The following is a 22,939-nucleotide window of genomic DNA, read 5'->3' on the forward strand; positions in this document are numbered from 1 at the left end:
GCAGGTGGCGTGGAGTGTTGCAGCACTCTCAGCGACGTTCTCCCACCGAGGTAAGCCCACCTATCTTGTGGGAGCGGACTTGTCCGCGAATTGTTTTGGTGGCGCAAAAACCTCGCGGGTGAAGCCTTTCCCAAGGTGTGCGGAAGGCCGTTGCGAAGCTGCGCGGGATTGGCGTATTTCTTATCTGGCACTATAGTGCCAATAATATAAGAACAAATCCGGAGTCCCGCCATGCGTATAGTCGTGCCATCACTGCTCGCCATCTCCCTGACACTTGCCGCTTGTGGGGAACCCGAGGCACCGCCACCTGCTGCCAGTCAGGATTTCCAGAAAGAACTGCAGACCCGGCTGATCAAGGCCAAGCCTGGCGAGGTGATCGAGCTGCCCGAAGGCACCTGGCAACTGGATCGTAGCCTCAGCCTCAAGATCAGTGGGGTGACGCTGCGTGGTGCCGGGATGGGCCAGACCATCCTCAACTTCAAGGGCCAGAAGTCCGGCGCCGAAGGGCTGCTGGTGAGTGCGTCCGACTTCACCATCGAGGACCTGGCGCTGGAAGACACCAAGGGCGATGCGCTCAAGGTCGTAGGCGGCGAGAACATCATCATCCGCCGCGTGCGGACTGAGTGGACCAATGGCCCGGCGACCGAGAATGGCGCTTACGGCATCTACCCGGTGCAGACCGAGAACGTGCTGATCGACGGCGTGGTCGCCATCGGCGCCTCGGATGCCGGCATCTACGTCGGCCAGTCGCGTAACGTGGTGGTGCGCAACAGCCGTGCCGAGCGCAACGTCGCCGGCATCGAGATCGAGAACACCATCGGCGCTGACGTCTATGACAACGTCGCCACCGGCAATACCGGCGGCATCCTGGTCTTCAACATGCCCAATCTGCCGCAGCCGGGGCACACCACACGGGTCTATCGCAACAAGGTCGAAGGCAACAACCACAAGAACTTCGGTCATAAGGGCACACCTGTGGCCAGCGTGCCGGCGGGCTCCGGAGTGTTGGTCAACTCCAACGACAAGGTGGAAATCTTCGACAACGATATTGGCGACCACCGCACCGCCAATGTCATCGTCAGCAGCTACTTCAGCACCGGCTACACCGATCTATCCACCAGCGAGGATTTCGATCCCTATCCGGAGGCCATTCATATCCATGGCAACCGCTTCGGCCCGGCGGGCGATAGCCCGGACAACCTGGAGCTGAAGGCGCTCAAGCTGGCGAAGTTCGGCCTCAACGGTCGTCTGCCGGACATTCTCTGGGACGGCTACGTCAATCCTTCCAAGCTGGAAGGCGGCAAGCTGCCACCCGAACTGGCGATCTGCATCGACAATGGTGACGCCGGCATCGTCAATGTCGACGGGCCTGGTGGTTACAAGAACATCAGCACCGATATCGAGCCGCATCGCTGCGAGCTGCCCCGTTTGCCCGCCGTCGAACTGCGCGCCGCGCTGGAAGAAAAAGGCGAGGGCGCATGAGGAACGGCTGGATATTGCTGTTTGCCGCGCTGCTTGCCGCCTGCGAGCAACAGCCGCGAGCGCCTCTGTATCTGCCCAGTGGCGAGAACTATCCGGAAAAGCTCAGTGGCTGGGGCGTGCTGCAACAGCGCGACGGCCAGCTGCAGCCAGTCGACGGCGTATTGCCCTATGACCTCAATACGCCGTTGTTCACCGACTATGCGCATAAGCTGCGCACCCTCTGGATGCCGCAAGGCAGCAGCGCGCAGTACGGCGAAGCGCGTTTCGATTACCCGCTGGGTACGGTGCTGAGCAAGACCTTCTATTACCCGCGCGACGCGCAGGGACGTTTGCAGCGTAGCGAGCAGCGCGACGCCGAAGCGATAGAGCTTGAACAGGTGAGGCTGATCGAGACGCGTATTCTGCTGCGTCAGGAGCAGGGCTGGGTCGCCTTGCCCTACGTCTGGGATGACGCCCAGCGCGAGGCGACCCTGGACTGGGCGGGCGCCAGCTTCGATCTCGAGTTGGACGGTGAGCGCGGCGAGGTGCTGGCGATCGACTATCAGGTTCCTGACGCCAATCAATGTGCGGGTTGTCATGAAGAGCAGGCCGGCAAGGGCGTGCAGCCGCTGGGGCCGAAGGCGCGCCATCTGAACAAGGATTTCGCCTATGCCGATGGCGCGGCCAACCAGCTGCTGCGTTGGCAGACGGTCGGTTTTCTGCAGGGCGTCCCGGCGCAGGTGAGTGATCTGCCACGCAATGCGCGATGGGGCGAGGCGCGACAGGGAGAAAATCTACAGGCCCAGGCGCGCAGTTACCTGGATGCCAACTGCTCGCACTGCCATAACCCAGAAGGGCCGGGGCGCACCTCCGGCCTGTATCTCGATCCCACCACTCCGCTGAGCATCGCCTACGGGCTATGCAAGCAGCCGGTGGCGGCTGGCAAGGGCTCCGGCGACCGTCTGGTCGACATTCATCCCGGTGCGCCGGAGAAGTCGGTGCTGAGCTTCCGCCTGCACAGCACCGATCCCAGCATCATGATGCCCGAACTGGGACGCTCCACCTCCCACCGCGAAGGGCTGGAGGTGATCGACCGCTGGATCGCCAGTCTCGTTGGCGAGTGCTGAAGTCGGTGTCCGCCTTTCTCAGCTCCTGATCCTCCTTGCCCTGGAGTTGTGCATCCATTCGACCTTGGTGCAGGCGATGCGCCAACGTGGGGCTTGCCGCGGTCGACGGAGCGCAAGAAAGCGGCTTAGCCGCTGGCATAAGTCTTGCGCTGCACAGCCCATCGTCCAGGCTAGCAGGAGGCCGCCGTGTCGATTCATGTCGCGCTGCATCACGTCACCCACTACCGCTACGATCGCGTGGTCAACCTTGGGCCTCAGGTGGTGCGTCTGCGCCCGGCGCCGCACAGCCGCACGCGCATCCTCTCCTACGCCTTGAAGGTCGAGCCGAGTCAGCACTTCATCAACTGGCAGCAGGACCCGCAGGGCAACTACCTGGCGCGCCTGGTGTTTCCGGAGAAGACCCGCGAATTCAGGGTCGAGGTGGATCTGGTCGCCGAAATGGCGGTGTTCAACCCCTTCGACTTCTTCCTCGAGCCCTACGCCGAGCGCATTCCCTTCGCCTATACCGAGGGCGAGCAGCGCGAGCTGGCGCCTTATCTGATCAAGCTGCCGGCCACGCCATTGTTCGCCAGGTACCTGGCCGGTATTTCCCGCGAGCCGGTGCCCAGCATCGACTTCCTGGTCGAGCTGAACCAGCGCCTGGCACATGACATTCGCTACTTGATCCGCATGGAGCCGGGCGTGCAGACGCCCGAGCAGTCGCTGGAGCTGGCCTCCGGTTCCTGCCGCGACTCGGCCTGGCTGCTGGTGCAGTTGCTGCGGCACCTGGGGCTGGCCGCGCGCTTCGTCTCCGGCTACCTGATCCAGCTCACCGCCGACGTCAAATCCCTCGACGGCCCGAGCGGCACCGAACAGGACTTCACCGACCTGCATGCCTGGTGCGAGGTGTACTTGCCTGGCGCCGGCTGGATCGGACTCGACCCAACCTCGGGCCTGTTCGCCGGTGAAGGCCATATCCCGCTGGCCTGCAGTCCGGAGCCGTCCTCGGCGGCGCCGATCACCGGTGGGCTGGACGAGTGCGAGGTGACGTTCGAGCACCTGATGAGCGTCGAGCGCGTGTGGGAGGCGTCGCGCGTCACCAAGCCTTACAGCGAGGCACAGTGGCAGGCGATCCAGGCGCTGGGGCGGCGCATCGACGATGACCTGCAGATGCATGACGTACGCCTGACCATGGGCGGCGAGCCGACCTTCGTCGCCCTCGACTATCCCGATGACGACGAATGGAATACCGCCGCGCTCGGCCCGAACAAGCGCCGTCTGGCCGCCGACCTGTTCCATCGCCTGCGCGAGCACTATGCCCCCAATGCGCTGGTGCATTTCGGTCAGGGGAAGTGGTACCCGGGCGAGCAGTTGCCGCGCTGGTCGCTGAACTGCTTCTGGCGTCGCGACGGCGAGCCGCTGTGGCATGACCCCAAGCTGCTGGCCGACGAGAAGCGCGGCTATGGCGTCACCGCCGAGACCGCCGCTCGCTTTCTCGCCACTCTGGCGTCGCGCCTGGACGTCGATGCCGGCAATGTATTCCCTGCCTATGAAGACTGGTTCTACTACCTGTGGCGCGAGCGTAAGCTGCCGGACAACGTCACCCCGGACGACCCGCGTCTGAGCGACCCGCTGGAGCGCGAGCGCCTGCGCAAGGTGTTCGATCAGGGCCTGGATAAGGTCGTTGGTCATGTTCTGCCGCTGGCGCGACAGGTGATCGGTGAAGGCTGGCAGAGCGGGCACTGGTTCCTGCGCGACGAGCATTGCCGGTTGCTGCCGGGCGACTCGCCACTGGGCTACCGCCTGCCGCTGGATTCGCTGCCCTGGGTCAGCCAGGCCGATTACCCCTACATCAATCCGGTCGACCCCAGCCAGTCGTTGCCGCCGTTGCCCAGCCCGGCGCAGATCCAGCGGCAGCTGCGTGGCGTCTGGCGTGGCGCCAGTGCCAACGTGCAGAGTGCACGCCCGGCCAGCGGGCAGTCGGCGGCCGGTATCGTGCGTACCGCGTTGTGCGCCGAGCCGCGCGAAGGCCGGTTGTACCTGTTCATGCCGCCGCTGGCGCACCTGGAGGACTACCTGGAGCTGGTCGCGGCCATCGAGTCCGTCGCCGCCGAACTGGATTGTCCGGTGCTGATGGAGGGCTACGAGCCACCGCTCGATCCGCGTCTGCAGTATTTCCGCGTCACTCCCGATCCGGGCGTGATCGAGGTGAACATTCACCCGGCTGCCTGCTGGGACGAGCTGGTCGAGCGCTGCGAGTTCCTTTACGAGGCGGCGCGCCAGTCGCGTCTGTCCAGCGAGAAGTTCATGATCGATGGGCGTCACACCGGTACCGGCGGCGGCAACCACTTCGTCCTTGGCGGCGCGACACCGGGCGATTCGCCCTTCCTGCGCCGCCCCGATCTGCTGCGTAGCCTGATCAGCTACTGGCACAACCACCCGTCGCTGTCCTACCTGTTCAGCGGTCTGTTTATCGGCCCGACGTCGCAGGCGCCGCGTGTCGACGAGGCGCGCAACGACACCTTGTACGAGCTGGAGATTGCCTTCGCGCAGATGCCCGAGCCGGGCCGCGACTGCCCGCCATGGCTGGTCGACCGCCTGCTGCGCAACCTGCTGGTGGACGTCACTGGCAATACCCACCGCGCCGAGTTCTGCATCGACAAGCTGTACTCGCCGGACTCGGCCAGCGGTCGCCTTGGCCTGCTCGAACTGCGCGCCTTCGAGATGCCGCCGCACGCGCAGATGAGTCTGGCCCAGCAACTGCTGCTGCGCGCGTTGATCGCCCGCTTCTGGCAGGAGCCCTACCGCCCGGCCAGGCTGGTGCGCTGGGGCACCGAGCTGCATGACCGCTTCCTGCTGCCGCACTTCGTCGAGCAGGATTTCGCTGACGTGCTGCAGGAACTGTCGGCCTTCGGCTACCCGCTGCGCGCCGAGTGGTTTGCCCCGCACTTGGAATTCCGCTTTCCCAAGGCCGGCGACTTTGCGGTCAAGGGCATCGACCTGGAGCTGCGCCAGGCCCTGGAACCCTGGCACGTGCTGGGCGAGGAGGGCGCCATCGGCGGCACGGTGCGCTATGTCGACTCGTCGCTGGAGCGCATGCAGGTGAAGGTGGCCGGCATGGCGCCGGATCGCTACGTGCTGACCTGCAACGGCGTGCCGGTGCCGTTGCGCCCGACGGGCAAGGTCGGCGAGTTCGTCGGTGGCGTGCGCTTCCGTGCCTGGCAGCCGGCCAGTTGCCTACAACCGACCATCGGCGTGCATGCGCCGCTGGTGTTCGATCTCATCGACACCTGGATGCAGCGTTCGCTGGGTGGTTGCCAATACCATGTCGCGCATCCGGGCGGCCGCAACTACGACAGCCTGCCGGTCAACGCCTACGAGGCCGAGAGCCGACGCCTGGCGCGGTTCTTCCGCCTGGGCCACAGCCCGGGCAAGCGCCTCGTCATGCAGCCGATGGACAATAATGAACTGCCGTTGACCTTGGATCTGCGTCGAAGCTGACGTCGATCCCTACTGTGGGAGGCGCTTTAGCGGCGACGGTTCGCGGCTGAAGCCCCTCCCACAGGTGGGGCCACATCAACCTGCATCATGCTGCACTGCCGAGCCTGCCATGCACGACCTGCTAGCCGATTACCCGCCCCCTGCCGGGGCTTACCACGAACTGCTCGATGCCAAGGGCAACGTGCGCCCGCACTGGCGCCGCCTTTACGAGCAGCTGGCGCGTAGCCGCCCCGAGCACCTGGCGCAGCGCGAGGCCATGCTGGCCCGTCAGATTCAGGAAAACGGCGTCACTTACAACGTCTACGCCGACCCGGACGGTGCCGACCGCCCGTGGGAGCTGGATCTGCTGCCCAACCTGATCCCGGCTGATGAGTGGCAGCAGATCGCCGCTGGCGTAGCGCAGCGTGCGACCCTGCTCAACCGCGTGCTGGCCGATCTCTACGGGCCGCAGAAACTGATCGCCGAGGGTCTGCTACCGACCGAGCTGGTGTTCGGCCACAACAACTTCCTCTGGCCGTGCCAGGGCATGCAGGCACCGGGCGGTACCTGGCTGCATCTGTATGCGGTGGATCTGGCACGGGCACCGGACGGCCGCTGGTGGGTCACCGCCGACCGCACCCAGGCACCCTCCGGCGCCGGCTATGCGCTGGAGAACCGGCAGATCGTCTCGCGCGCCTTCCCCGAGCTGTACCGCGACTTGCGCGTGCAGTACCTGGCTGGTTTCTTTCGCACCCTGCAGGACACCCTGGCGCGCCAGGCACCGAGCGGCGGCGAGACGCCGCTGGTGGTGCTGTTGACGCCGGGGCGCTTCAACGAAAGCTATTTCGAGCATCTGTACCTGGCGCGTCAGCTCGGCTACCCGCTGGTCGAGGGCAGCGACCTGACCGTGCGCGACGCTACCCTCTACCTCAAGACCCTGGCCGGCCTGCGCCGCGTGCATGCGGTGCTGCGCCGCCTCGACGACGACTACTGCGACCCGCTGGAGCTGCGCACCGACTCGGCCCTTGGCGTGCCTGGCCTGCTCGAAGCGGTGCGTCGTGGCCGCGTGCTGGTGGCCAATGCCCTGGGCAGCGGCGTGCTGGAGTCGCCCGGTCTGCCGGGTTTCCTGCCTGCGATCAGCGAGCATCTGCTCGGCGAGGAACTGCTATTGCCGTCCATTGCCAGTTGGTGGTGCGGCGAGCCGCCGGTACTGGACGAGGCGCTAGAGAAACTCGACCAGTTGCTGGTGCGCCCGGCCTTCCCCTCGCAGAGCTTCACCCCGGTGTTCGGTCGTGACCTCGACGAGGCGCAGCGCGTCAAGCTGGCGGCACGCCTCAAACAGCGCCCCTACGCCTATGTGGCGCAGGCGCGGGCCAAGCTGTCGCAGGCGCCGGTGTGGGATGGCAGCGGCCTGCAGCCGCGCGCCATCGGCATGCGCGTGTTCGCCGTGGCCAGTGCCGACGGCTACCGGGTGATGCCCGGTGGTCTGACCCGCGTCGCCGCCGAGGCCGATGCCGAAGTGGTCTCGATGCAGCGTGGCGGTGCGAGCAAGGACACCTGGGTGCTGGGCACCCGGCAGAGCGCGGGTGAGCCCTGGCAGACGCAACGCACCCTCGGCACCGCCGACCTGGTGCGCAGCGACCCCTTCCTGCCCTCGCGCGTGGTGGAGAACCTGTACTGGTTCGGTCGTTACGCCGAGCGCTGCGAGGGCAATGCGCGGCTGCTGCGTATCATGCTGGCGCGCTACGTCGACGATGACGACGATCCGCAGGCGCTGCAGAGCGCCCTGGCGCTGGCGCAGGATCTGGGCCTGCTGGCAGATCCGGAGGAGGGTGAGTTGGAAGCGCGCCTGCTGCAGGCATTGCTTGGCGGCGACTGGCCGGCCAGCCTGCGCGCCAATCTGCAGCGCCTGCAATGGGCGGCAGGCAGCGTGCGCGGCAAGCTGTCCCAGGCCAACTGGCAGGCGCTGGTGGAGCTGCAGCGCGAGGCGCAACTGCTCGAAGGCCAACCGGCCGACTTCGGCGAGCTGCTGGATTTTCTCAATCGCCTGCTGATGTCGCTGGCGGCGCTTTCCGGCTTCGCCCTCGACGACATGACCCGCGACGACGGCTGGCGCTTCCTCATGCTCGGCCGCTACATCGAGCGTCTGCAGTTTCTCTGCGACAGCTTCGCCGGCTTCCTGCGCAGCGGCTCGGCCACCGACCAGTCGGCGCAGGAGTGGCTGCTGGAACTGGGCAACAGCAGCATCACCTACCGCACCCGCTACCTGGCCTCGGCGCAGTTGATCCCGGTGCTCGACCTGCTATTGCTGGATGAGCAGAACCCACATGCCGTGATCTTCCAGATGCGCACGCTGCTGCGTTCGTTGGAGGGACTTCACGAGCGCTTCGAGTTGCCGGCCGAGCGCTACCTGGTCTATCTCGAGCAACAGCTTGCCGCTTTCAATCTCGCCAGCCTGGAAAACCCGCTGTTTGGCCCTGGCAGTACCCGTGCGGTGCTCGAAGGACTGGCCGACCTGCTGGTGGCCATCAGCGAAGCCGCCGGTGCGGTTTCCGATCACCTCGGGCTGCGTTTCTTCGCCCATGTCGATGTCAGCCAGCGGACGCAATCCTCATGAGCAGCGCGCTGTATCAGGTTCTTCACGACACCCATTACCGTTACTCGGCGCCGGTTTCCCTGGCCCAGCAACTGGCGCACCTGTGGCCGCGCGAATGCCCGTGGCAGCGCTGCCACGAGCAGGAGCTGCGCATCGACCCGCAGCCCTGCCAGCGCCGTGACGGCCTGGACGTGTTCGGCAACCCGCTGACCCGCCTGGTGTTCGAGCGCCCGCACGAGCAGCTCAGCGTCAGCGCGCGCTTGCGCGTCGAGGTGCTGGCGCGGGCGCCACTGAATCTCGATGATTCGCCGAGCTGGGAAAAAGCCTGCGCTGCTCTCAGCTACAGCGGCAAGCCGATGGCGCCAGCGCTGCTGGAGGCGGCGCGCTACCGTTTCGAGTCGCCCTACGTGCGTCTCAAGCAGGTCTTCGCCGACTACGCTGATGACTGTTTCACCCCCGATCGTCCGCTGCTGCAGGCCGGTCAGGCGTTGATGCAGAAGATCTTCGATGAGTTCAGCTTCGATGCCGGCGCTACCCAGGTGGCGACACCGCTATTGCAAGTACTGGAAGAGAAGCGCGGTGTCTGCCAGGACTTCGCCCATCTGATGCTCGCTTGCCTGCGCTCACGCGGCCTGGCTGCCCGCTACGTCAGTGGCTATTTGCTGACCCAGCCACCACCCGGCCAGCCACGGCTGATCGGCGCCGATGCGTCGCATGCCTGGATATCGGTGTATTGCCCGCGTCAGGGCTGGGTGGACTTCGATCCGACCAACAATGTGCGGCCGGCCCTGGAACACATCACCCTGGCCTGGGGCCGGGATTTCTCCGACGTGTCGCCGCTGCGTGGAGTGATCCTGGGAGGCGGCAGTCATGATCCGGAAGTGCAGGTCACGGTGCTGCCGCTCGGATAGGCGGGATGAAGGGCCTCGCTTGAGGCCCTGGAGATGACTCAGTCGACCAGCTTCACGCTGCCTTTCATCATCGAGTAATGGCCGGGGAAGGAGCAGAAGAAGCTGTAGTCCTCGCCTGCGGCCAGTTTGCTGACATCGAAGGTCACCGAGGTGCTTTCGCCACCGCCGATCAGGTCGGTATGAGCGATCACACGCTCGTCGCCTGCCTTGAGGTAGCTGGCGTCCGGGCCGGCAGGGATACCGTCGGTGACGATGCCGGGCATGTCGGCGGTCTTGCTCAGCACCCAGTTGTGGCCCATGGCGGTCTTGGGCAGCGAGCCGGTGTGCTTGAGGTTGACGGTAAAGGTCTCGCAGCTTTTGCTGACGGAGATGGCTTGGGTGTTGAAGGTCATCTGGTCGGTCGAGTCGACATCCACCGAGCATTCGGCTGCGAGCAGCGGGGTGCTGGCCAGGCCGAGCAGAGCGATTAGAGCGGCGTTACGCAACATCATGTGAATCCTCCAGCTTCTGAGTTTCCGGTCAGGTCTGGCAAAGATTCGCACAGCTTTCAGTGTTATGGGCTGCGACCGAACGCCACGTCAGGTTATCCCGACAATCTGTGGGTAACTCTGTTGAGAAGCTCTGCAATGGCGCGCCAGAGCCTTATTCTTCGGGCTTTTCGGGTGGCTGGTCAGGTTTTGCTCAGGGCCCATCTGCCAAGCAAAAAATCCTTTGTAATGAATTGATTGCAGTCAGGCCAAGAAAATCTGCGGGCTCAATTCAGCCGATCCGGCTTATCCCCGAAAAGCGTGGAGCAAGCTGTGGATAAGCTTGGGGAAAGTACTTGCCGGCCGCACCTGTCGAAGCGTACCGCCGGCTGATCAGGAAATGACCGACTCAACTAGTTCTCGATGGGCGCAGCATCTGCCACAGGCGTGTGCCGAGGCTGACCAACGGCAGGCTGAGCAAACCGGCGACCACGCCCAGCAGGGCATTGAGGAGCGTCGGCACCACCGCCGAAAGTAGCTGTCCTGCATCCTGCGCGACCCAATCCGCCGCGTGATGCACGGCAGCTTCGACGGGCGGCAGGCCGTGGCTGAGTATCCCGCCGCCGACCATGAACATGGCTGCGGTGCCGATTACCGACAGCGCCTTCATCAGCCAGGGCGCCAGACGCAGGATGCCGCGTCCGCAAGCCTGAGCCAGGGCGCTGGTGCGCTGGCTGAGATAGAGCCCGGCATCGTCCAGTTTGACGATGCCGGCGACCAGCCCGTACACCCCAATGGTCATCACCAGGGCGATGCCGCTTAGCACCAGCACCTGATTGAGGAAGTTGGCGGTGGCGACGGTGCCGAGGGTAATGGCGATGATTTCCGCGGAGAGAATGAAGTCGGTGCGCACGGCGCCGCGAATCTTGTCGCGCTCGAATGCCACCAGGTCGATCGCAGGGTCGGCAACCGCCTCCAGGCGCGCCTGCTGCTCCTCGGGCTCATGCCGATGCAGCAACTTGTGCAGCAGCTTTTCCGCGCCTTCGTAGCAGAGAAACAGGCCACCGAGCATCAGTAGCGGCACCACCAGCCAGGGCGCCACGGCGCTGATCAGCAGGGCGGCCGGCACCAGAATCGCCTTGTTCAACAGCGAACCCTTGGCCACTGCCCAGACCACCGGCAGCTCGCGGTCGGCGCGCACGCCGGTAACCTGCTGGGCATTGAGAGCGAGGTCGTCACCCAGGACGCCGGCGGTCTTGCGTGCGGCGATCTTGGTCATGGTGGCGACGTCATCGAGGACGGTACTGATGTCGTCGATCAGGGCGAGCAGGCTGCTTCCGGCCATGTTGCGGCTTCCGTAAGGAGAGAAGCCGCAGAGCGTAGCATTGTGTTACATGTCTGCGTACAGACTCAGACGGGCGAGCGATCCACCCACTTCGGCGCCACGCTGGGCCGCCACTCGTTCAGCGCGTCGAGCAGGTCCTGTGGGGTGTCTGCGATCTGCAGCATCTCGCGGTGCTGCGGGCGCACGAAGCGTTCGGCGACCAGATGATCGAGAAAATCGCCCAGCTTGCTGTAGAAGCCATTCACCTCCAACAGGCCCAGTGGCTTGGCGTGGTAGCCGAGCTGGCCCCAGGTCCAGACTTCGAACAGCTCTTCCAGGGTGCCGAGGCCGCCGGGCAGGGCGATGAAGGCGTCGGCCAGTTCGGCCATGCGCGCCTTGCGGGCGTGCATGCCATCCACCACTTCCAGGCAGGTCAGGCCACGATGGCCGATTTCGGCACGCTCGAGGCTTTGCGGGATGATGCCGATGACCTCGCCGCCGGCATTCAGCGCCGCATCGGCGACCACACCCATCAGGCCGACGGCGCCGCCGCCATAGATCAGCCGTACGCCGCGTTCGGCCAGGTGCTGGCCAAGCGCTTCGGCGGCCTGACGGTAGATGGGACTGGCACCGGGGCTGGCACCGCAGAAGACGCAGACGCTACGCAGGGACATTAACGGACTCCTTGGCTGAGTGCGCCAAGGGTAACCAGCCGCTGCGCAACCACCAAGGGTCAGTGGCGTGTATCGATGCCGCAGGTGGCGCAGGCGTAGCTGGCGAGCAGTTGCTTGAGCAGGTGTTTGAGGGGCATGGCGCGGCTTCCTGACGCGGGGGACATGTGCTGCAGGCTAGCCCCGGCGCTGGCGCCACGCCCTTAGATTGTTTCGATGGTGGCGATAGCCGCCAGTCGATCAGACTAGCTCCAGTGCACTCATGCCGGCCAGACCGAGCAGTACCACGCCGCAGGCCGCGTAGGTCAGGCGGTGCCAGATCAACGATGCGGCGCGGCGGAACCAATCCACCAGGCCGGCGCAGATGAAACACCAGAGCAGCGACGAGACCATGAAACCGGCGAAAAACACCGCCAGGTGAGTCGGTGTCGGCTGAGCTACGCCGATGGCCGCCATCGCGCCGCCCATGGCCGCCCAGTAGACGATGTTCTGCGGGTTGGTCAGCGACAACGCGGCACCCGCGGCGAAGGCTCCGCCCGCCGCAACCTGGCCGTCGTCGTTTGGCTGCGGCGGGCGATGGGCGTCACGCAAGGACTGGTAGCCGAGCCAGGCCAGATATAAGGCGCTGGCCAAAGTCAGTGGATAACGGATCTGCGCGCTGTCGAGCAACAGCGCCAGGCCGGTCAGACCGAGGGCCGCCCAGGTGGCATCGCCCACCAGAGAGCCGATCTGCACCAGCAATGCCGGCTTGTAGCCGTCGCGCAGGCCACGACGCAGGGTTTCACTGAACACCGCTCCTGGGGCCGCGTTGAAGACGAAGCCGAGCAGCATGGCGGCGAGGAAGAAACTGAACATTGAAGCATCCTTACTAGGCAGGAAACGAAGGCTACTCCCCATAAGCAGACAGCATGCCAGGAGATGAAAATAAAGTTTTCCACGCAGGCTGTTGAAAGAGTTGTGGATAAGCTGGTGGTTCCCATCTACGGCTCTTGAAATACGCCGCTTCCAACCTGCTGGTGAACATTTGAACAGTCGATAATTTCCTTTGTGCACAGGGACTTGACATCTTCCAGTGCTACTTTCGCAGCTCGTTGCGCTTGTCCACGATAGCTGTGGGCGATGCTGTTGATAACTTCTGTACCTCTTGCTGAATCCCACGCATTGCAAGTCTTTCAGCGCTTTGTGCGTTTTCTGATCACTGCTCCGATAGGCCAGTGGGAGGATATGAAAAGCGCCGTTTTGTCCAGAGCTTGTTCTTAGCATCAAGCGGCGCGTGCTGGTTATCCCCTAAAACTGTTGAGCGGACTGTGGATAAACTGGTGAAGAGTCGTCTGATGGCCCGGCGCAGCTGGGTGTCAGGCAAGCGTCGAAGTTTTCGTCAGCCTAGTCAGTGGGCAGCGCGCCTAGCTGGGTGGAGCGCCCGAGTAGTTGCAAGGCGCGGTCCGGATAATCGGTGATCAGGCCGTTGGCGCCCATTTCCAGCAGCCTTCGCATTTCGGGCTGCTCATTGATGGTCCACAGGTGTACCTGCAGGCCACGATGCTGAGCATTGCGCACCAGGCGCGGGGTGGCGAGGGTGAGGCCGCTGTGCTGTGGAGGAATCTGCAATGCCGAGTAGGACGGCGAGAGCACGTCGCTCAGTCCCAGCCAGTTGAGCGCCAGCAGCAAGCGCACCGAAATCGGTCCGGCGGAGGTCGCTACCTCCGGGCAGAGTTGGCGAAAGCGCTGCAGGCTGCGTTCATGAAAGCTGCCGACTATGACGCGGTCGAGCTGATCGTAGGCCGCCAGCATTTCGCAGAGCACGGCCTCCATGCCGACATCGGGCACCTTGAGATCGAGCACCTTGGGCATCAGTGGCAGGCGCTGGAACACTTCTTCCAGCGTGGCAATACGCGTGCCCTGGCCGCGATACGGATAGCTCTGGCCGCCATCGGCGGTCCATTGGTAACCGGCATCCAGCGCTTGCAGCTCTGCGAGATTGAACTGCGCGACTGGGCCCTGGCCATTGGTGGTGCGCTCCAGCGTGTCATCGTGGATGACCACCAGTCGGGCGTCGCGGCTCAGGTGCAGGTCCATCTCCAGCATGTCGACGCCGAGTGCGGCGGCCCGTTCGAAGGCGAACAGGGTGTTCTCAGGCCACAGACCGGCGCCGCCACGATGGGCGATGACCAGTGGATGCTGGCCCAGGTCGTCGAGCACGGCGGGCGTGCTCGCCGGCTTGCTGGTTAGGGCCAGTAGCAGAACGACGGCACCGATCAGCAGCAGCGGGATGAGCAGAAATCGGGTGAGGCGCAGCATAGGCAGGGTCTCGAAACCGGTTCGGGACTTTGTGCCCCAGCGCAGCGGCATTGGCAAGCGCCAATGCCGAGGCCGGTAGTGTGTGCCGTGCGTACCTTAAAACTGTCGCGAGTGGTGCGCCGGGGCGCCCTTTAATAGCCCAACGCACATCCAGAACAGACTCAGCTCGCCAGCAGCCAGACACCGGTCGCTGCCGAAGCGCCGCCAGCGATACGCACCAGCGGTGCCGCGGCTTGTGGCAGGAAACGCACGAGGGCGAAGCCGACGGCATGCAGTGCTGCGGTGGCGACGACGAAGCCGATGGCATAACCGAAGGGGCTGGCCAGATCAGGTAGTTCCAGGCCGTGGGCGACGCCATGGGTCAGGGCGAAGAGGGCGGTCAGCGCCATGGATATCGCTACCGGCAGACGCGCTGCCACGGCTACGAGCAAGCCGAAAGCCAGCACGGAGCCGGCGATGCCGGTTTCCATCATCGGGATCTCCATACCGCCGAAACCCAGCAGGCCGCCGATCAACATGCTGCCGACGAAGGTCACCGGCAGCGCCCAGCGCGCCGCGCCGCTTTGCTGCGCGGCCCACAGGCCGACGGCGAACATCGCCAGCAGGTGATCGAGGCCAAACACCGGGTGGGCCAGGCCGGCCATCAGGCCGGAATCGCCATGCCCAGGATGGGCGAGTGCCACCGCCGGGGAGCAGAGCAGGGCGATGGTGTAGAGGGTTTTGCGCAGATTCATAGAGGTCTCCTTGACTCAGTGGTTAGGGAGAAAGGCGGCCCTCTCCCCCCGGCCCCTCTCCCGCAAGCGGGAGAGGGGAGATTCAGGCGGCGGTGAGCATGCCCTGGCGTTCGATGAAGGCGATGATCTCGTCGAGACCCTGGCCGACTTTCTGGTTGCTGAAGACGAAGGGCTTGTCGCCGCGCATCTTCAGGGTGTCGCGCTCCATCACCTCCAGCGAGGCGCCGACCATGGGCGCGAGGTCGACCTTGTTGATCACCAGCAGGTCGGACTTGCAAATGCCCGGGCCGCCCTTGCGTGGCAGCTTGTCACCGGCGGACACGTCGATCACGTACAGGGTCAGGTCGGACAGCTCCGGGCTGAAGGTGGCGGACAGGTTGTCGCCACCGGATTCGACGATGATCAGGTCCAGGCCCGGAAAGCGGCGGTTGAGCTGCTCCACCGCCTCCAGGTTGATCGAGGCGTCCTCGCGAATCGCGGTATGCGGACAGCCGCCGGTTTCCACGCCGATGATGCGTTCGGGCTCCAGGGCCTCGTTGCGCACCAGGAACTGGGCGTCTTCCTGGGTGTAGATGTCGTTGGTGACCACGGCGATGTTGTAGCGCTCGCGCAGGGCACGGCACAGCGCCAGGGTAAGTGCGGTCTTGCCGGAACCGACCGGGCCGCCGATACCGACACGCAGAGGTTGGCTGTTCATGGGTTGTTGTTCCTCGTCAGGAGCGGAAGAGACGCGAGTACTGGCGCTCGTGCGCCATGCTCGCCAGGGCCAGGCCGAAGGCGGCGCTGCCCCAGTGTTCGGGGGAAAGACTGTTAGCCTGCTGCTGGGCGTCATCGAGCTGCGGCAGCAGGCGACTGGTCAGGCGCTGGGCGGCCTGCTGGCCAAGCGGCAACACCTTCATCAGCACGGCGAGCTGGTTTTCCAGCCAGCCCCAGAGCCACGCGGCCAAGGCGTCATCCGGGCTGATCTGCCAGGCGCGTGCGGCCAGTGCCCAGGCCAGTGCCAGGCCAGGTTCGTCCTGGGCAGCAAGTGCGTCACGCGCTGCCTCGTCCAGTTCGGGCAGGCCTTCGAGCAGTTGCCGCAGCGAATACCCCATCTGCCGGCTCTCTAGGGCCAGCTCGCGGGTTTCGCGGCTGGCGCGGTGCTGTTCGGCCAGTTGCTGCAGGCGCGACCAGTCACATGCGTCCGCTGCGCGGCAGTGAGCCAGCAGCAGCGGGGCTTCGAAGCGGGCGAGGTTGAGCGTCAGTTGATCGGCCAGCCAGTGCTCGGCGCTGTCGGCATCGGTGATCAGGGCGCTGTCGATGGCCCATTCCAGCCCTTGCGAGTAGCTGTAGCCGCCGATGGGCAGCTGTGGGCTGGCCAGGCGCAACAATGCCCAGGCTGGTTTCATGGCGTTGCCTTTGCCTGGCTCGATGGGGGCAGCGTCACTTGCGCACCCCGAATTGGTGCAGGCGCGGACCGTAGTTGAATTCCTCGTCGCCATGATGGGAATGGTGATGGCCGCCGCCGTAGGCACCTTGCTCGGGCTGATAGGGCGCTTCGACGGCTTCGACCGTGGCACCGAGTTGTTCGAGCATGGCCTTGAGCACGTAGTCATCGGGCAGGCGCAGCCAGCCGTCGCCCAGTTGCAGGGCAACATGACGATTGCCCAGGTGGTAGGCGGCGCGCATCAGCTCGAAGGGGCTGGCGCAGGTCACGTGCAGCAGCGGTTCGGCCTTGGCCCGTACACGGACGATGCGCCCGTCCTTGGCCAGCAGGCACTCGCCATCGGCCAGTGCCGGTTGGCCGCGTTCGAGGAACAGGCCTACCTCTTCACCGCCAGTGGTGAAACAGCGCAGGCGGCTCTTGCTGCGGGCTTCGAAGGTCAGTTCCAGTTCGGCGTCGCAGGCGCTCTGCGGCGCGATTCGGGCGTGGATCACCAGCATGCGTATCTATTCCGGGGCAATGTGCCCGGAAATAGTGCAAGTGGCTTGCCAAGGCCGAAGATTGGCGCAGGCCGGGGCGTTCAAGCCCTCTGTGGATAACTTGGCGAAGCGGCCAGGATTGATTTGGTGCGTTTTCGTTTGAAGTGCGCGCTTTTGGTGCGCGTTAGTCCGAGGGCTTGCCGAGGCCCAACCAGTGCTTGCCGCCGACCATGATAAAGCGCAGTTGCTGGATGACCTTGGCTTCTGCAGTGAGATGGGCGGGCAGGGTCTCGGCGGGCGGGTCGATCAGCTCGGGCAGGGTCGCGAACACGGTCTTGACCACCAGGTCCGAGACCACGTCGAGCGCTGCATCGTCGAGGTGCGGCATACGGTTCATCAGCTTCAGATCGGCAGCCAGGTCGCTGGTGATGCGTTCGCGCAGTGCCGCAATGGCCTGGCGCACGGGGCGCGAGCCACCGTATTGCTCGCGGGCGAGGAAGAGGAACTGACCGTGGTTGGCGGCCACTTCGGCAAGAAAGATGCGCACCGATGCGTCGATCATGCCGCGCATTTCGAACTCGTGGCGGCGCACTTGGCGGATCGCCGCGCGGAAGGTCTCGCCGACTTCCGCCACCAGCGCCAGGCCGAGTTCGTCCATGTCGGCGAAATGGCGATAGAAACCGGTGGGCACGATGCCGGCGACACGTGTCACTTCGCGCAGGCTCAGGCTGCCAAAACCGCGGCCGCTTTCCATCAGCGTGAGGGCGGCAGCCATCAGGGCCTGGCGGGTCTGCTGCTTTTGTTCGGCGCGTGGCGTCATGCGAGATCGGGGTCGTTGAGCGATGCCGCACTCTAGCAAATGCGCAGCGCCAGCGTCGAACCGAGCCGACATCGTTCGGTGAACAACTGTTGACTGAAAACTATGCTTTCTGTCAGCCTTGTGTACAAGTGTTCACTGGATTTCTTTCGATGGCTTTACTTTCCCTGTCAGGGGCACGTTGGGTTGCGGGTTGCCTGTGGCCGCTGCGCCAGCTCTGTAGCGGCGGTTGGCTGCGTGAGGCGGATGTCGATCTATGCCTGCGCCAGTTGCACCCGACACTGCGCCTCAATCGTGTGTTCGCCCAAGTCGAAGCGCGTCGTTGGGTGGCTGAAGACATGCTGGCGCTGAAGTTGTGTTGCAATGGCAATGCGCAGGACTGGCGGGCCGGGCAGCATGTCCAGCTGTATCTGGAGCAAAACGGGGTTCGCCACGGACGCAGTTACAGCCTGACGTCGGTGGCAGCCGACGGGCGCATCGAGATCGCGATCAAACGCCAGCCGGATGGGCGCCTGTCCAATCTGCTGCTCGACGACCTTGCGGTCGGTCAGGTGATTGAACTGGGCCGGGCATTCGGTGATTTCGCCTGGCCGCAGGAGCAAGGCTCTGTGCTGCTCCTGGCTGCAGGCAGCGGCATCACGCCATTGCTCGGCCTGCTGCGTGACGCTCTGGCGCGTGGCTTCGCCGCGCCGGTGACACTGCTGCATCAGGTGCGCCGCCAAGGGCAACAGGCGTTTGCCGAAGAGCTGCAGGCATTGGCGGCACGTCATGCCAACGTCCAGGTGCAGTGGGTTTTCAGTGGCGAGGGTGATCGTCTGTCGGCCGAACGGCTGGCCGCGTTGCCGGGCGATCATCTGCGGGTCTGCGGCCCGCGTGGTTTCGTCGAGCAGGCGTGTGGCTGGTGGCATGGCGCCAGACGCGGGAGCAGCCTGCAATCGGAAAGCTTCAGTCCACTTCCGATGCTGGCCGACGTGGAGGACCGCGAGGTCCGCTTGAGCTTCGCCCGGAGCCGGCAGCAGGTCTCTGGCAGCAGCAACGCAAGTCTGCTGGAGCAGGCCGAAGCTGCCGGGTTGCGCCCGGCTCATGGCTGCCGTCAGGGCATCTGCACCAGTTGTACCTGTTTGCTGCTGGCCGGCTCGGTGCGCGATCTGCGCAGCGGCGAGCTGTTCGCTGAACCCCATCAACCCATTCGCTTGTGTGTCAGTGCCCCGCATGGGGATGTGGAGATCGACCTGTGACCGCCCGCCTTGATCGAGAGCTGAGTCCCGCCGAACTCGAGGCCTTCGGCCAGGAATTGGATGCCTTGCGCCAGCGCACGCTGGCCGACCTAGGCGAAAGCGATGCCCGTTATATCCGTCGCGTGCGCAGTGCCGTACGTTTCTGTTGTTGGAGCGGTCGCGCGCTGCTGATGTTCGGCTGGTTCCCGCCAACCTGGCTGCTCGGCACCCTGCTGCTGGGGCTGGGCAAGATCCTCGAGAACATGGAGCTGGGCCACAACGTGATGCACGGCCAGTACGACTGGATGAACGATCCGGAATTCGCCGGTCGCCAGTATGAGTGGGACATCGTCGGGCCGGCCGACTTCTGGCGGCATACGCATAACCATGTGCATCACACCTACACCAACGTGCTGGGCATGGACGATGACGTCGGCTACGGCGTGGTGCGCGTGTTCCCCGAGCAGCGCTGGAAGCCGTTTTATCGCTGGCAACCGCTTTGGGTGACGATCCAGGCGCTGCTGTTCCAGTACGCCGTGGCCATTCAGCACCTGCGCCTGGACAAGCTGATCAAGGGGCGTATCAGCAAGGAGGAAGTGAAACCGCTGGCCCGTCAGTTCGGCGCCAAGCTGGCAAGGCAATGGGTCAAGGATTATCTGGTGTTTCCGCTGCTGGCCTTGCTGCTCGGTGCCAATGCGTTGGCCGTTCTGATCGGCAACCTGGTGGCCAACCTGCTGCGCAATCTGTGGACCTTTCTGGTGATCTTCTGCGGTCACTTCACCGAAAAGGCGGCGGTATTTGCACCCGAGGTATTGGAAAGTGAAACGCGTGGTCACTGGTACCTGCGCCAGCTGCGTGGTTCGAGCAACCTGTCCGGCGGCCCGCTGCTGCATATCCTCACCGGCAACCTCAGCCACCAGATCGAGCATCACCTGTTTCCGGATCTGCCGGCGCGCCGCTATGCCGAGTTGGCGCGTGAGGTGCGTCTGATCGCCGAACGTTACGGTCAGCACTACAACAGCGGGACCCTGTGGGGACAGTTCGCGACCGTCCTGCGGCGCATCTGGATCTACCGTTTGCCCACTGCCGGGATGGCGTGAGTGACTCGGTTGAGCCCGTCACAGGCATGAAAAAGCCCGGCTTGGGCCGGGCTTGTGGGTGTTGCAACAGCGCTCAAGCCGTACGGCCGCGCTGCTCGATCAGACGATCGGAGCCGCCTTCGGCCAACTGTACGCGCTGGGCACCAGGGGTACGCTCATAGCCGCCTTCTGCCAGCTGAACGCGCTGAGCACCGGGGGTGCGTTCGTAGCCACCTTCGGCCAGTTGAACACGCTGGGCACCCGGAGTGCGTTCGTAGCCACCTTCGGCCAGCTGAACGCGCTTGGCACCGGGGGTACGCTCGTAACCGCCTTCGGCCAGCTGAACACGCTGGGCACCCGGAGTGCGCTCATAGCCGCCTTCGACCAGTTGGATGCGCTTGGCACCAGGAGTGCGTTCCGAGCCGTTCTCGGCCAGCGGTGCGAGGGGTTGCTGTTGCACCTGGCTGTCCTTGGCTTCGCCCACCAGAGGGAAAGGCGCGCTGCTCGGAGCGGCGAATACGCTGGTGGTCATCAGGCTTAGAGCGAGGGCGGCGAGGGTCAGTTGAGTTTTCATGTCGTTGTCTCCGTAGGGAGTAATAAGTGGCGTCGGAGGCAATTCTTGAGGACATGAGCGCAGATAAGAACTTGACTGACCTGATAGTGAACATCGATCCCCTCAATACTTGATTGGAGCGCTCTATCTCGGTGCTTCTGGCTGAGTGTCAAGCCTGGCGGCGGATGTTTCGCAAGGCGTCGCGCTGAGCGTTCGGCACGCGTATGCTTGGCGGCCCTCGCGGGTCGAGCTCGATCCGTCCGCTTCAGCAGTCCCAGGAGGCCGCTTCAGCCATGCTCGCCGCACAGGCCATTTTGCCGATCTTCGCTCTGATCGTTCTCGGCTATCTGCTCGGCTGGCGCCAGTGGCTCACCACCGAGTCGGCGGCCGGTCTGGCCAACATCACCTTCAAGCTGTTCATGCCGACACTGCTGTTCGCCGGCATCGCCAAGGCATCGCTTGCCGAGGGCCTGTCGCCTGTATTGCTGCTGGCGTACTACCTGCCGGTGCTGCTGGTGTTCGCGCTGGTCAATGCACTGGCGCATTGGCGGCGCGGTACGGCGACGCCTCTGGGGTTGGTGGCGGCGTTCTCCAACAACGTGCTGGTCGGGATTCCCCTGATCACCAGCCTGATGGGCAACGACGGTCTGCTCTACGTCTTCGCCATCCTGGTGTTTCACAGCCTCACGCTGTTTTCCCTGCACAGCTTTTACGCCGCCTTCGGCAGCCAGGAACGCGTTGACGGCCGCGCGTTGCTGAAGAACCTGGCCAATCCGATGATCATCGGCCTGGGGCTGGGGGCGCTACTCAACCTTTCCGGGCTGCAGGTGCCGGAAAGCCTGTGGCGGGCGATCAGCTGGCTGGGCCAGGCCGCCTTGCCCTGCGCGCTGATCGTGCTCGGCGCCAGCCTGTCGCGCTATCGCCTGCGTCCGACTGGCGAGGCCTGGGGCGTGGCCGCGGCCAAACTGCTGCTGTTCCCGGCACTGGTCTGGTGGCTCAGCGGCCAGCTTCCCGGTCTCAACGAGACCGCGCGCAGCGTGCTGGTGCTGCTCGCCGCCGGCCCCAGCGGAGTCAACGTGATGGCCTTTGCCCGTACGGCCGAAGACAGCCGTAGCGTCAGCGCGGCGATTTCCCTTTCCACGCTGCTGGCGGCGATTACCTTACCGTTGTGGATGCTGCTGGTAGGGTTCTGATTGTTCTGTCTGGCGATTCCCTCTTCCGGGCGATAGGCCTATTCGCAGTGGCCGGCTAGCATCGCGCTTCCGCTCCGTTCAGGACTGCATCGATGAAACGCCTCGCCCACGTGTTGCTCGGCCTGTTGCTGGTGTTCGGGTTGACCCTCGCCGCTTTCGTCGCCCTCAACTGGGCGCCGGACCGTCCCGTCGGCGAGCTCAAGGCACGCTGGGCTCCACCGCCTTCACAGTTCGTCGACATCGCTGGAATGTCGGTGCACCTGCGTGACGAGGGCCGGCGCGATGACCCCGAGCCGATCCTGCTGCTGCACGGCACGTCCGCCAGCCTGCACACCTGGGAAGGCTGGGTGAAAGAACTGGCTCCGCAGCGCCGGGTGATCAGCCTGGATCTGCCCGGCTTCGGCCTCACCGGGCCATTCCCCAATGGAGATTACCGCGTCGAGCACTACACGGCGTTTCTCCTCGCCCTGCTCGATCATCTGCAGGTGAAGCGTGTCGTGCTGGTCGGTAACAGCTTCGGCGGCCAGCTGGCCTGGCGCTTTGCCCTAGCCCATCCCGAACGCAGCGCACGGCTGGTATTGGTGGATGCGGCCGGCTATCCGCGCAACGCCGAGTCGGTACCGATAGGCTTTCGCCTGGCAGGCATCCCGGCCTTGGCGCCGCTGATGAGCCGCTTGTTGCCGCGGAGCATGATCGAGTCGAGCGTGCGCAACGTTTATGGCGATCCGGACAAAGTCGACGATGAACTGGTCGAGCGCTACTACCAACTGACGTTGCGCGAGGGGAATCGGCAGGCCTTGCGCCAGCGCTTCGCTCAGGCCCCCAGCGGCGAGCTGCACGAGCGTATCGGCGAACTGCAATTGCCCACGCTGATCATCTGGGGCGCGCGCGACCGACTGATTCCTCCGGACAATGCCGAGCGCTTCGCCGCCGACATCGCGGGCAGCCAGCGGGTGCTGTTCGATGACCTTGGCCATGTGCCCCAAGAAGAGGACGCGCAGCGCACCGTTGCAGTGCTGATCGCCTTTTTGCAGCGCTGAGGCTCTAGCGCGGTATTTTCCAAGCCTTTGATTTTGTTCGGTGAAGTGCCGGCCGCCAAGGGCTGGCGCGTTTCCTGCTATGGCACGGCG

20 protein-coding genes are annotated in these 22,939 nt (G+C 64.7%); 9 read left to right on the top strand and 11 right to left on the bottom strand.

What is annotated here, in order from left to right; translation table 11 throughout:
* The first annotated feature begins 231 nt into the window (after positions 1–231).
* The 5 genes from B2U07_RS18400 (at position 232) to B2U07_RS18420 (ending at position 9,554) form a co-directional block, all read left to right on the top strand.
* Positions 232–1,482 (top strand): parallel beta-helix domain-containing protein, encoded by a 1,251-nt coding sequence (locus B2U07_RS18400; RefSeq protein WP_275545390.1) that lies wholly within the window; start codon positions 232–234, stop codon positions 1,480–1,482.
* On the top strand, positions 1,479–2,588 hold the full coding sequence (locus tag B2U07_RS18405) for an SO2930 family diheme c-type cytochrome (RefSeq protein ID WP_275545389.1): 1,110 nt from the start codon (positions 1,479–1,481) through the stop codon (positions 2,586–2,588). The genes B2U07_RS18400 and B2U07_RS18405 overlap by 4 nt, the downstream gene beginning before the upstream one ends.
* A gap of 186 nt (positions 2,589–2,774) precedes the next feature.
* Positions 2,775–6,068 carry a DUF2126 domain-containing protein gene (locus B2U07_RS18410; RefSeq protein ID WP_296277447.1) on the top strand — a complete coding sequence of 1,098 codons (3,294 nt, stop codon included), beginning with the start codon at positions 2,775–2,777 and terminating at the stop codon, positions 6,066–6,068.
* A 109-nt stretch (positions 6,069–6,177) separates the two neighbouring features.
* Positions 6,178–8,664 carry a circularly permuted type 2 ATP-grasp protein gene (locus tag B2U07_RS18415; RefSeq protein WP_275545387.1) on the top strand — a complete coding sequence of 829 codons (2,487 nt, stop codon included), beginning with the start codon at positions 6,178–6,180 and terminating at the stop codon, positions 8,662–8,664.
* Positions 8,661–9,554, top strand: a complete 894-nt coding sequence (locus B2U07_RS18420) for a transglutaminase-like domain-containing protein (protein ID WP_275545386.1) — start codon at positions 8,661–8,663, stop codon at positions 9,552–9,554. Before B2U07_RS18415 ends, B2U07_RS18420 begins: the two co-directional genes overlap by 4 nt.
* Positions 9,555–9,592: 38 nt before the next feature.
* On the opposite strand, the gene azu is transcribed toward B2U07_RS18420, so the two are convergent.
* The 10 genes from azu to B2U07_RS18470 form a co-directional block, all read right to left on the bottom strand.
* Positions 9,593–10,042, bottom strand: a complete 450-nt coding sequence (gene azu, locus B2U07_RS18425) for an azurin (RefSeq protein ID WP_275545713.1) — start codon at positions 10,040–10,042, stop codon at positions 9,593–9,595.
* Between the two features lie 388 nt (positions 10,043–10,430).
* Entirely contained in the window at positions 10,431–11,366 is a 936-nt protein-coding gene (locus B2U07_RS18430) for a DUF808 domain-containing protein (protein ID WP_275545385.1), read from the bottom strand.
* Positions 11,367–11,431: 65 nt separating this feature from the next.
* Positions 11,432–12,019, bottom strand: coding sequence for a TIGR00730 family Rossman fold protein (locus B2U07_RS18435; protein ID WP_197857078.1), 588 nt, complete (start codon positions 12,017–12,019; stop codon positions 11,432–11,434).
* A 237-nt stretch (positions 12,020–12,256) separates the two neighbouring features.
* Positions 12,257–12,871, bottom strand: coding sequence for a LysE family transporter (locus B2U07_RS18440; protein WP_275545384.1), 615 nt, complete (start codon positions 12,869–12,871; stop codon positions 12,257–12,259).
* 528 nt (positions 12,872–13,399) lie between these two features.
* Positions 13,400–14,314, bottom strand: a complete 915-nt coding sequence (locus tag B2U07_RS18445) for a glycerophosphodiester phosphodiesterase (RefSeq protein ID WP_275545383.1) — start codon at positions 14,312–14,314, stop codon at positions 13,400–13,402.
* 161 nt (positions 14,315–14,475) lie between these two features.
* Positions 14,476–15,048 (bottom strand): HupE/UreJ family protein, encoded by a 573-nt coding sequence (locus B2U07_RS18450; protein WP_275545382.1) that lies wholly within the window; start codon positions 15,046–15,048, stop codon positions 14,476–14,478.
* Between the two features lie 82 nt (positions 15,049–15,130).
* Complete coding sequence (gene ureG, locus B2U07_RS18455) at positions 15,131–15,745, bottom strand: urease accessory protein UreG (RefSeq protein WP_013713893.1); 615 nt, start codon at positions 15,743–15,745, stop codon at positions 15,131–15,133.
* A 16-nt stretch (positions 15,746–15,761) separates the two neighbouring features.
* Complete coding sequence (locus tag B2U07_RS18460; protein ID WP_275545381.1) at positions 15,762–16,436, bottom strand: urease accessory protein UreF; 675 nt, start codon at positions 16,434–16,436, stop codon at positions 15,762–15,764.
* Between the two features lie 34 nt (positions 16,437–16,470).
* Positions 16,471–16,971, bottom strand: a complete 501-nt coding sequence (gene ureE, locus B2U07_RS18465) for an urease accessory protein UreE (RefSeq protein ID WP_275545380.1) — start codon at positions 16,969–16,971, stop codon at positions 16,471–16,473.
* A gap of 163 nt (positions 16,972–17,134) precedes the next feature.
* A complete protein-coding gene (locus B2U07_RS18470) occupies positions 17,135–17,770 on the bottom strand; it encodes a TetR family transcriptional regulator (RefSeq protein WP_013713896.1) in 636 nt (211 codons plus the stop codon).
* A gap of 149 nt (positions 17,771–17,919) precedes the next feature.
* Between B2U07_RS18470 and B2U07_RS18475 the strand changes: the two genes are divergently transcribed.
* Entirely contained in the window at positions 17,920–19,005 is a 1,086-nt protein-coding gene (locus B2U07_RS18475; RefSeq protein ID WP_275545379.1) for a ferredoxin reductase, read from the top strand.
* The gene (locus B2U07_RS18480; RefSeq protein WP_419096356.1) at positions 19,002–20,084 is read left to right on the top strand and encodes a fatty acid desaturase family protein; all 1,083 of its coding nucleotides are present in this window, start codon (positions 19,002–19,004) and stop codon (positions 20,082–20,084) included. Before B2U07_RS18475 ends, B2U07_RS18480 begins: the two co-directional genes overlap by 4 nt.
* 73 nt (positions 20,085–20,157) lie before the next feature.
* Here B2U07_RS18480 and B2U07_RS18485 read toward each other — a convergent pair whose 3' ends face one another.
* Complete coding sequence (locus B2U07_RS18485; protein ID WP_197857086.1) at positions 20,158–20,637, bottom strand: hypothetical protein; 480 nt, start codon at positions 20,635–20,637, stop codon at positions 20,158–20,160.
* A gap of 272 nt (positions 20,638–20,909) precedes the next feature.
* On the opposite strand from B2U07_RS18485, the gene B2U07_RS18490 reads away from it, so the two are divergent.
* Entirely contained in the window at positions 20,910–21,809 is a 900-nt protein-coding gene (locus B2U07_RS18490) for an AEC family transporter (protein ID WP_275545377.1), read from the top strand.
* Positions 21,810–21,901: 92 nt separating this feature from the next.
* Entirely contained in the window at positions 21,902–22,849 is a 948-nt protein-coding gene (locus B2U07_RS18495) for an alpha/beta fold hydrolase (protein WP_275545376.1), read from the top strand.
* Positions 22,850–22,939 lie beyond the last annotated feature (90 nt).

It is taken from the genome of Pseudomonas sp. UBA7530 (assembly GCF_002479365.1).
GTDB lineage: Bacteria > Pseudomonadota > Gammaproteobacteria > Pseudomonadales > Pseudomonadaceae > Aquipseudomonas.

Coding starts and splice junctions, on each gene's coding strand:
- B2U07_RS18415 (WP_275545387.1), top strand. CDS start 6,178: ATGCACGACCTGCTAGCCGATTACCCGCCCCCTGCCGGGGCTTACCAC.
- B2U07_RS18450 (WP_275545382.1), bottom strand. CDS start 15,048: ATGAATCTGCGCAAAACCCTCTACACCATCGCCCTGCTCTGCTCCCCG.
- B2U07_RS18470 (WP_013713896.1), bottom strand. CDS start 17,770: ATGACGCCACGCGCCGAACAAAAGCAGCAGACCCGCCAGGCCCTGATG.
- B2U07_RS18400 (WP_275545390.1), top strand. CDS start 232: ATGCGTATAGTCGTGCCATCACTGCTCGCCATCTCCCTGACACTTGCC.
- B2U07_RS18430 (WP_275545385.1), bottom strand. CDS start 11,366: ATGGCCGGAAGCAGCCTGCTCGCCCTGATCGACGACATCAGTACCGTC.
- B2U07_RS18475 (WP_275545379.1), top strand. CDS start 17,920: ATGGCTTTACTTTCCCTGTCAGGGGCACGTTGGGTTGCGGGTTGCCTG.
- B2U07_RS18405 (WP_275545389.1), top strand. CDS start 1,479: ATGAGGAACGGCTGGATATTGCTGTTTGCCGCGCTGCTTGCCGCCTGC.
- ureG (WP_013713893.1), bottom strand. CDS start 15,745: ATGAACAGCCAACCTCTGCGTGTCGGTATCGGCGGCCCGGTCGGTTCC.
- B2U07_RS18485 (WP_197857086.1), bottom strand. CDS start 20,637: ATGAAAACTCAACTGACCCTCGCCGCCCTCGCTCTAAGCCTGATGACC.
- B2U07_RS18495 (WP_275545376.1), top strand. CDS start 21,902: ATGAAACGCCTCGCCCACGTGTTGCTCGGCCTGTTGCTGGTGTTCGGG.
- ureE (WP_275545380.1), bottom strand. CDS start 16,971: ATGCTGGTGATCCACGCCCGAATCGCGCCGCAGAGCGCCTGCGACGCC.
- B2U07_RS18435 (WP_197857078.1), bottom strand. CDS start 12,019: ATGTCCCTGCGTAGCGTCTGCGTCTTCTGCGGTGCCAGCCCCGGTGCC.
- B2U07_RS18420 (WP_275545386.1), top strand. CDS start 8,661: ATGAGCAGCGCGCTGTATCAGGTTCTTCACGACACCCATTACCGTTAC.
- B2U07_RS18445 (WP_275545383.1), bottom strand. CDS start 14,314: ATGCTGCGCCTCACCCGATTTCTGCTCATCCCGCTGCTGCTGATCGGT.
- azu (WP_275545713.1), bottom strand. CDS start 10,042: ATGTTGCGTAACGCCGCTCTAATCGCTCTGCTCGGCCTGGCCAGCACC.
- B2U07_RS18440 (WP_275545384.1), bottom strand. CDS start 12,871: ATGTTCAGTTTCTTCCTCGCCGCCATGCTGCTCGGCTTCGTCTTCAAC.
- B2U07_RS18490 (WP_275545377.1), top strand. CDS start 20,910: ATGCTCGCCGCACAGGCCATTTTGCCGATCTTCGCTCTGATCGTTCTC.
- B2U07_RS18460 (WP_275545381.1), bottom strand. CDS start 16,436: ATGAAACCAGCCTGGGCATTGTTGCGCCTGGCCAGCCCACAGCTGCCC.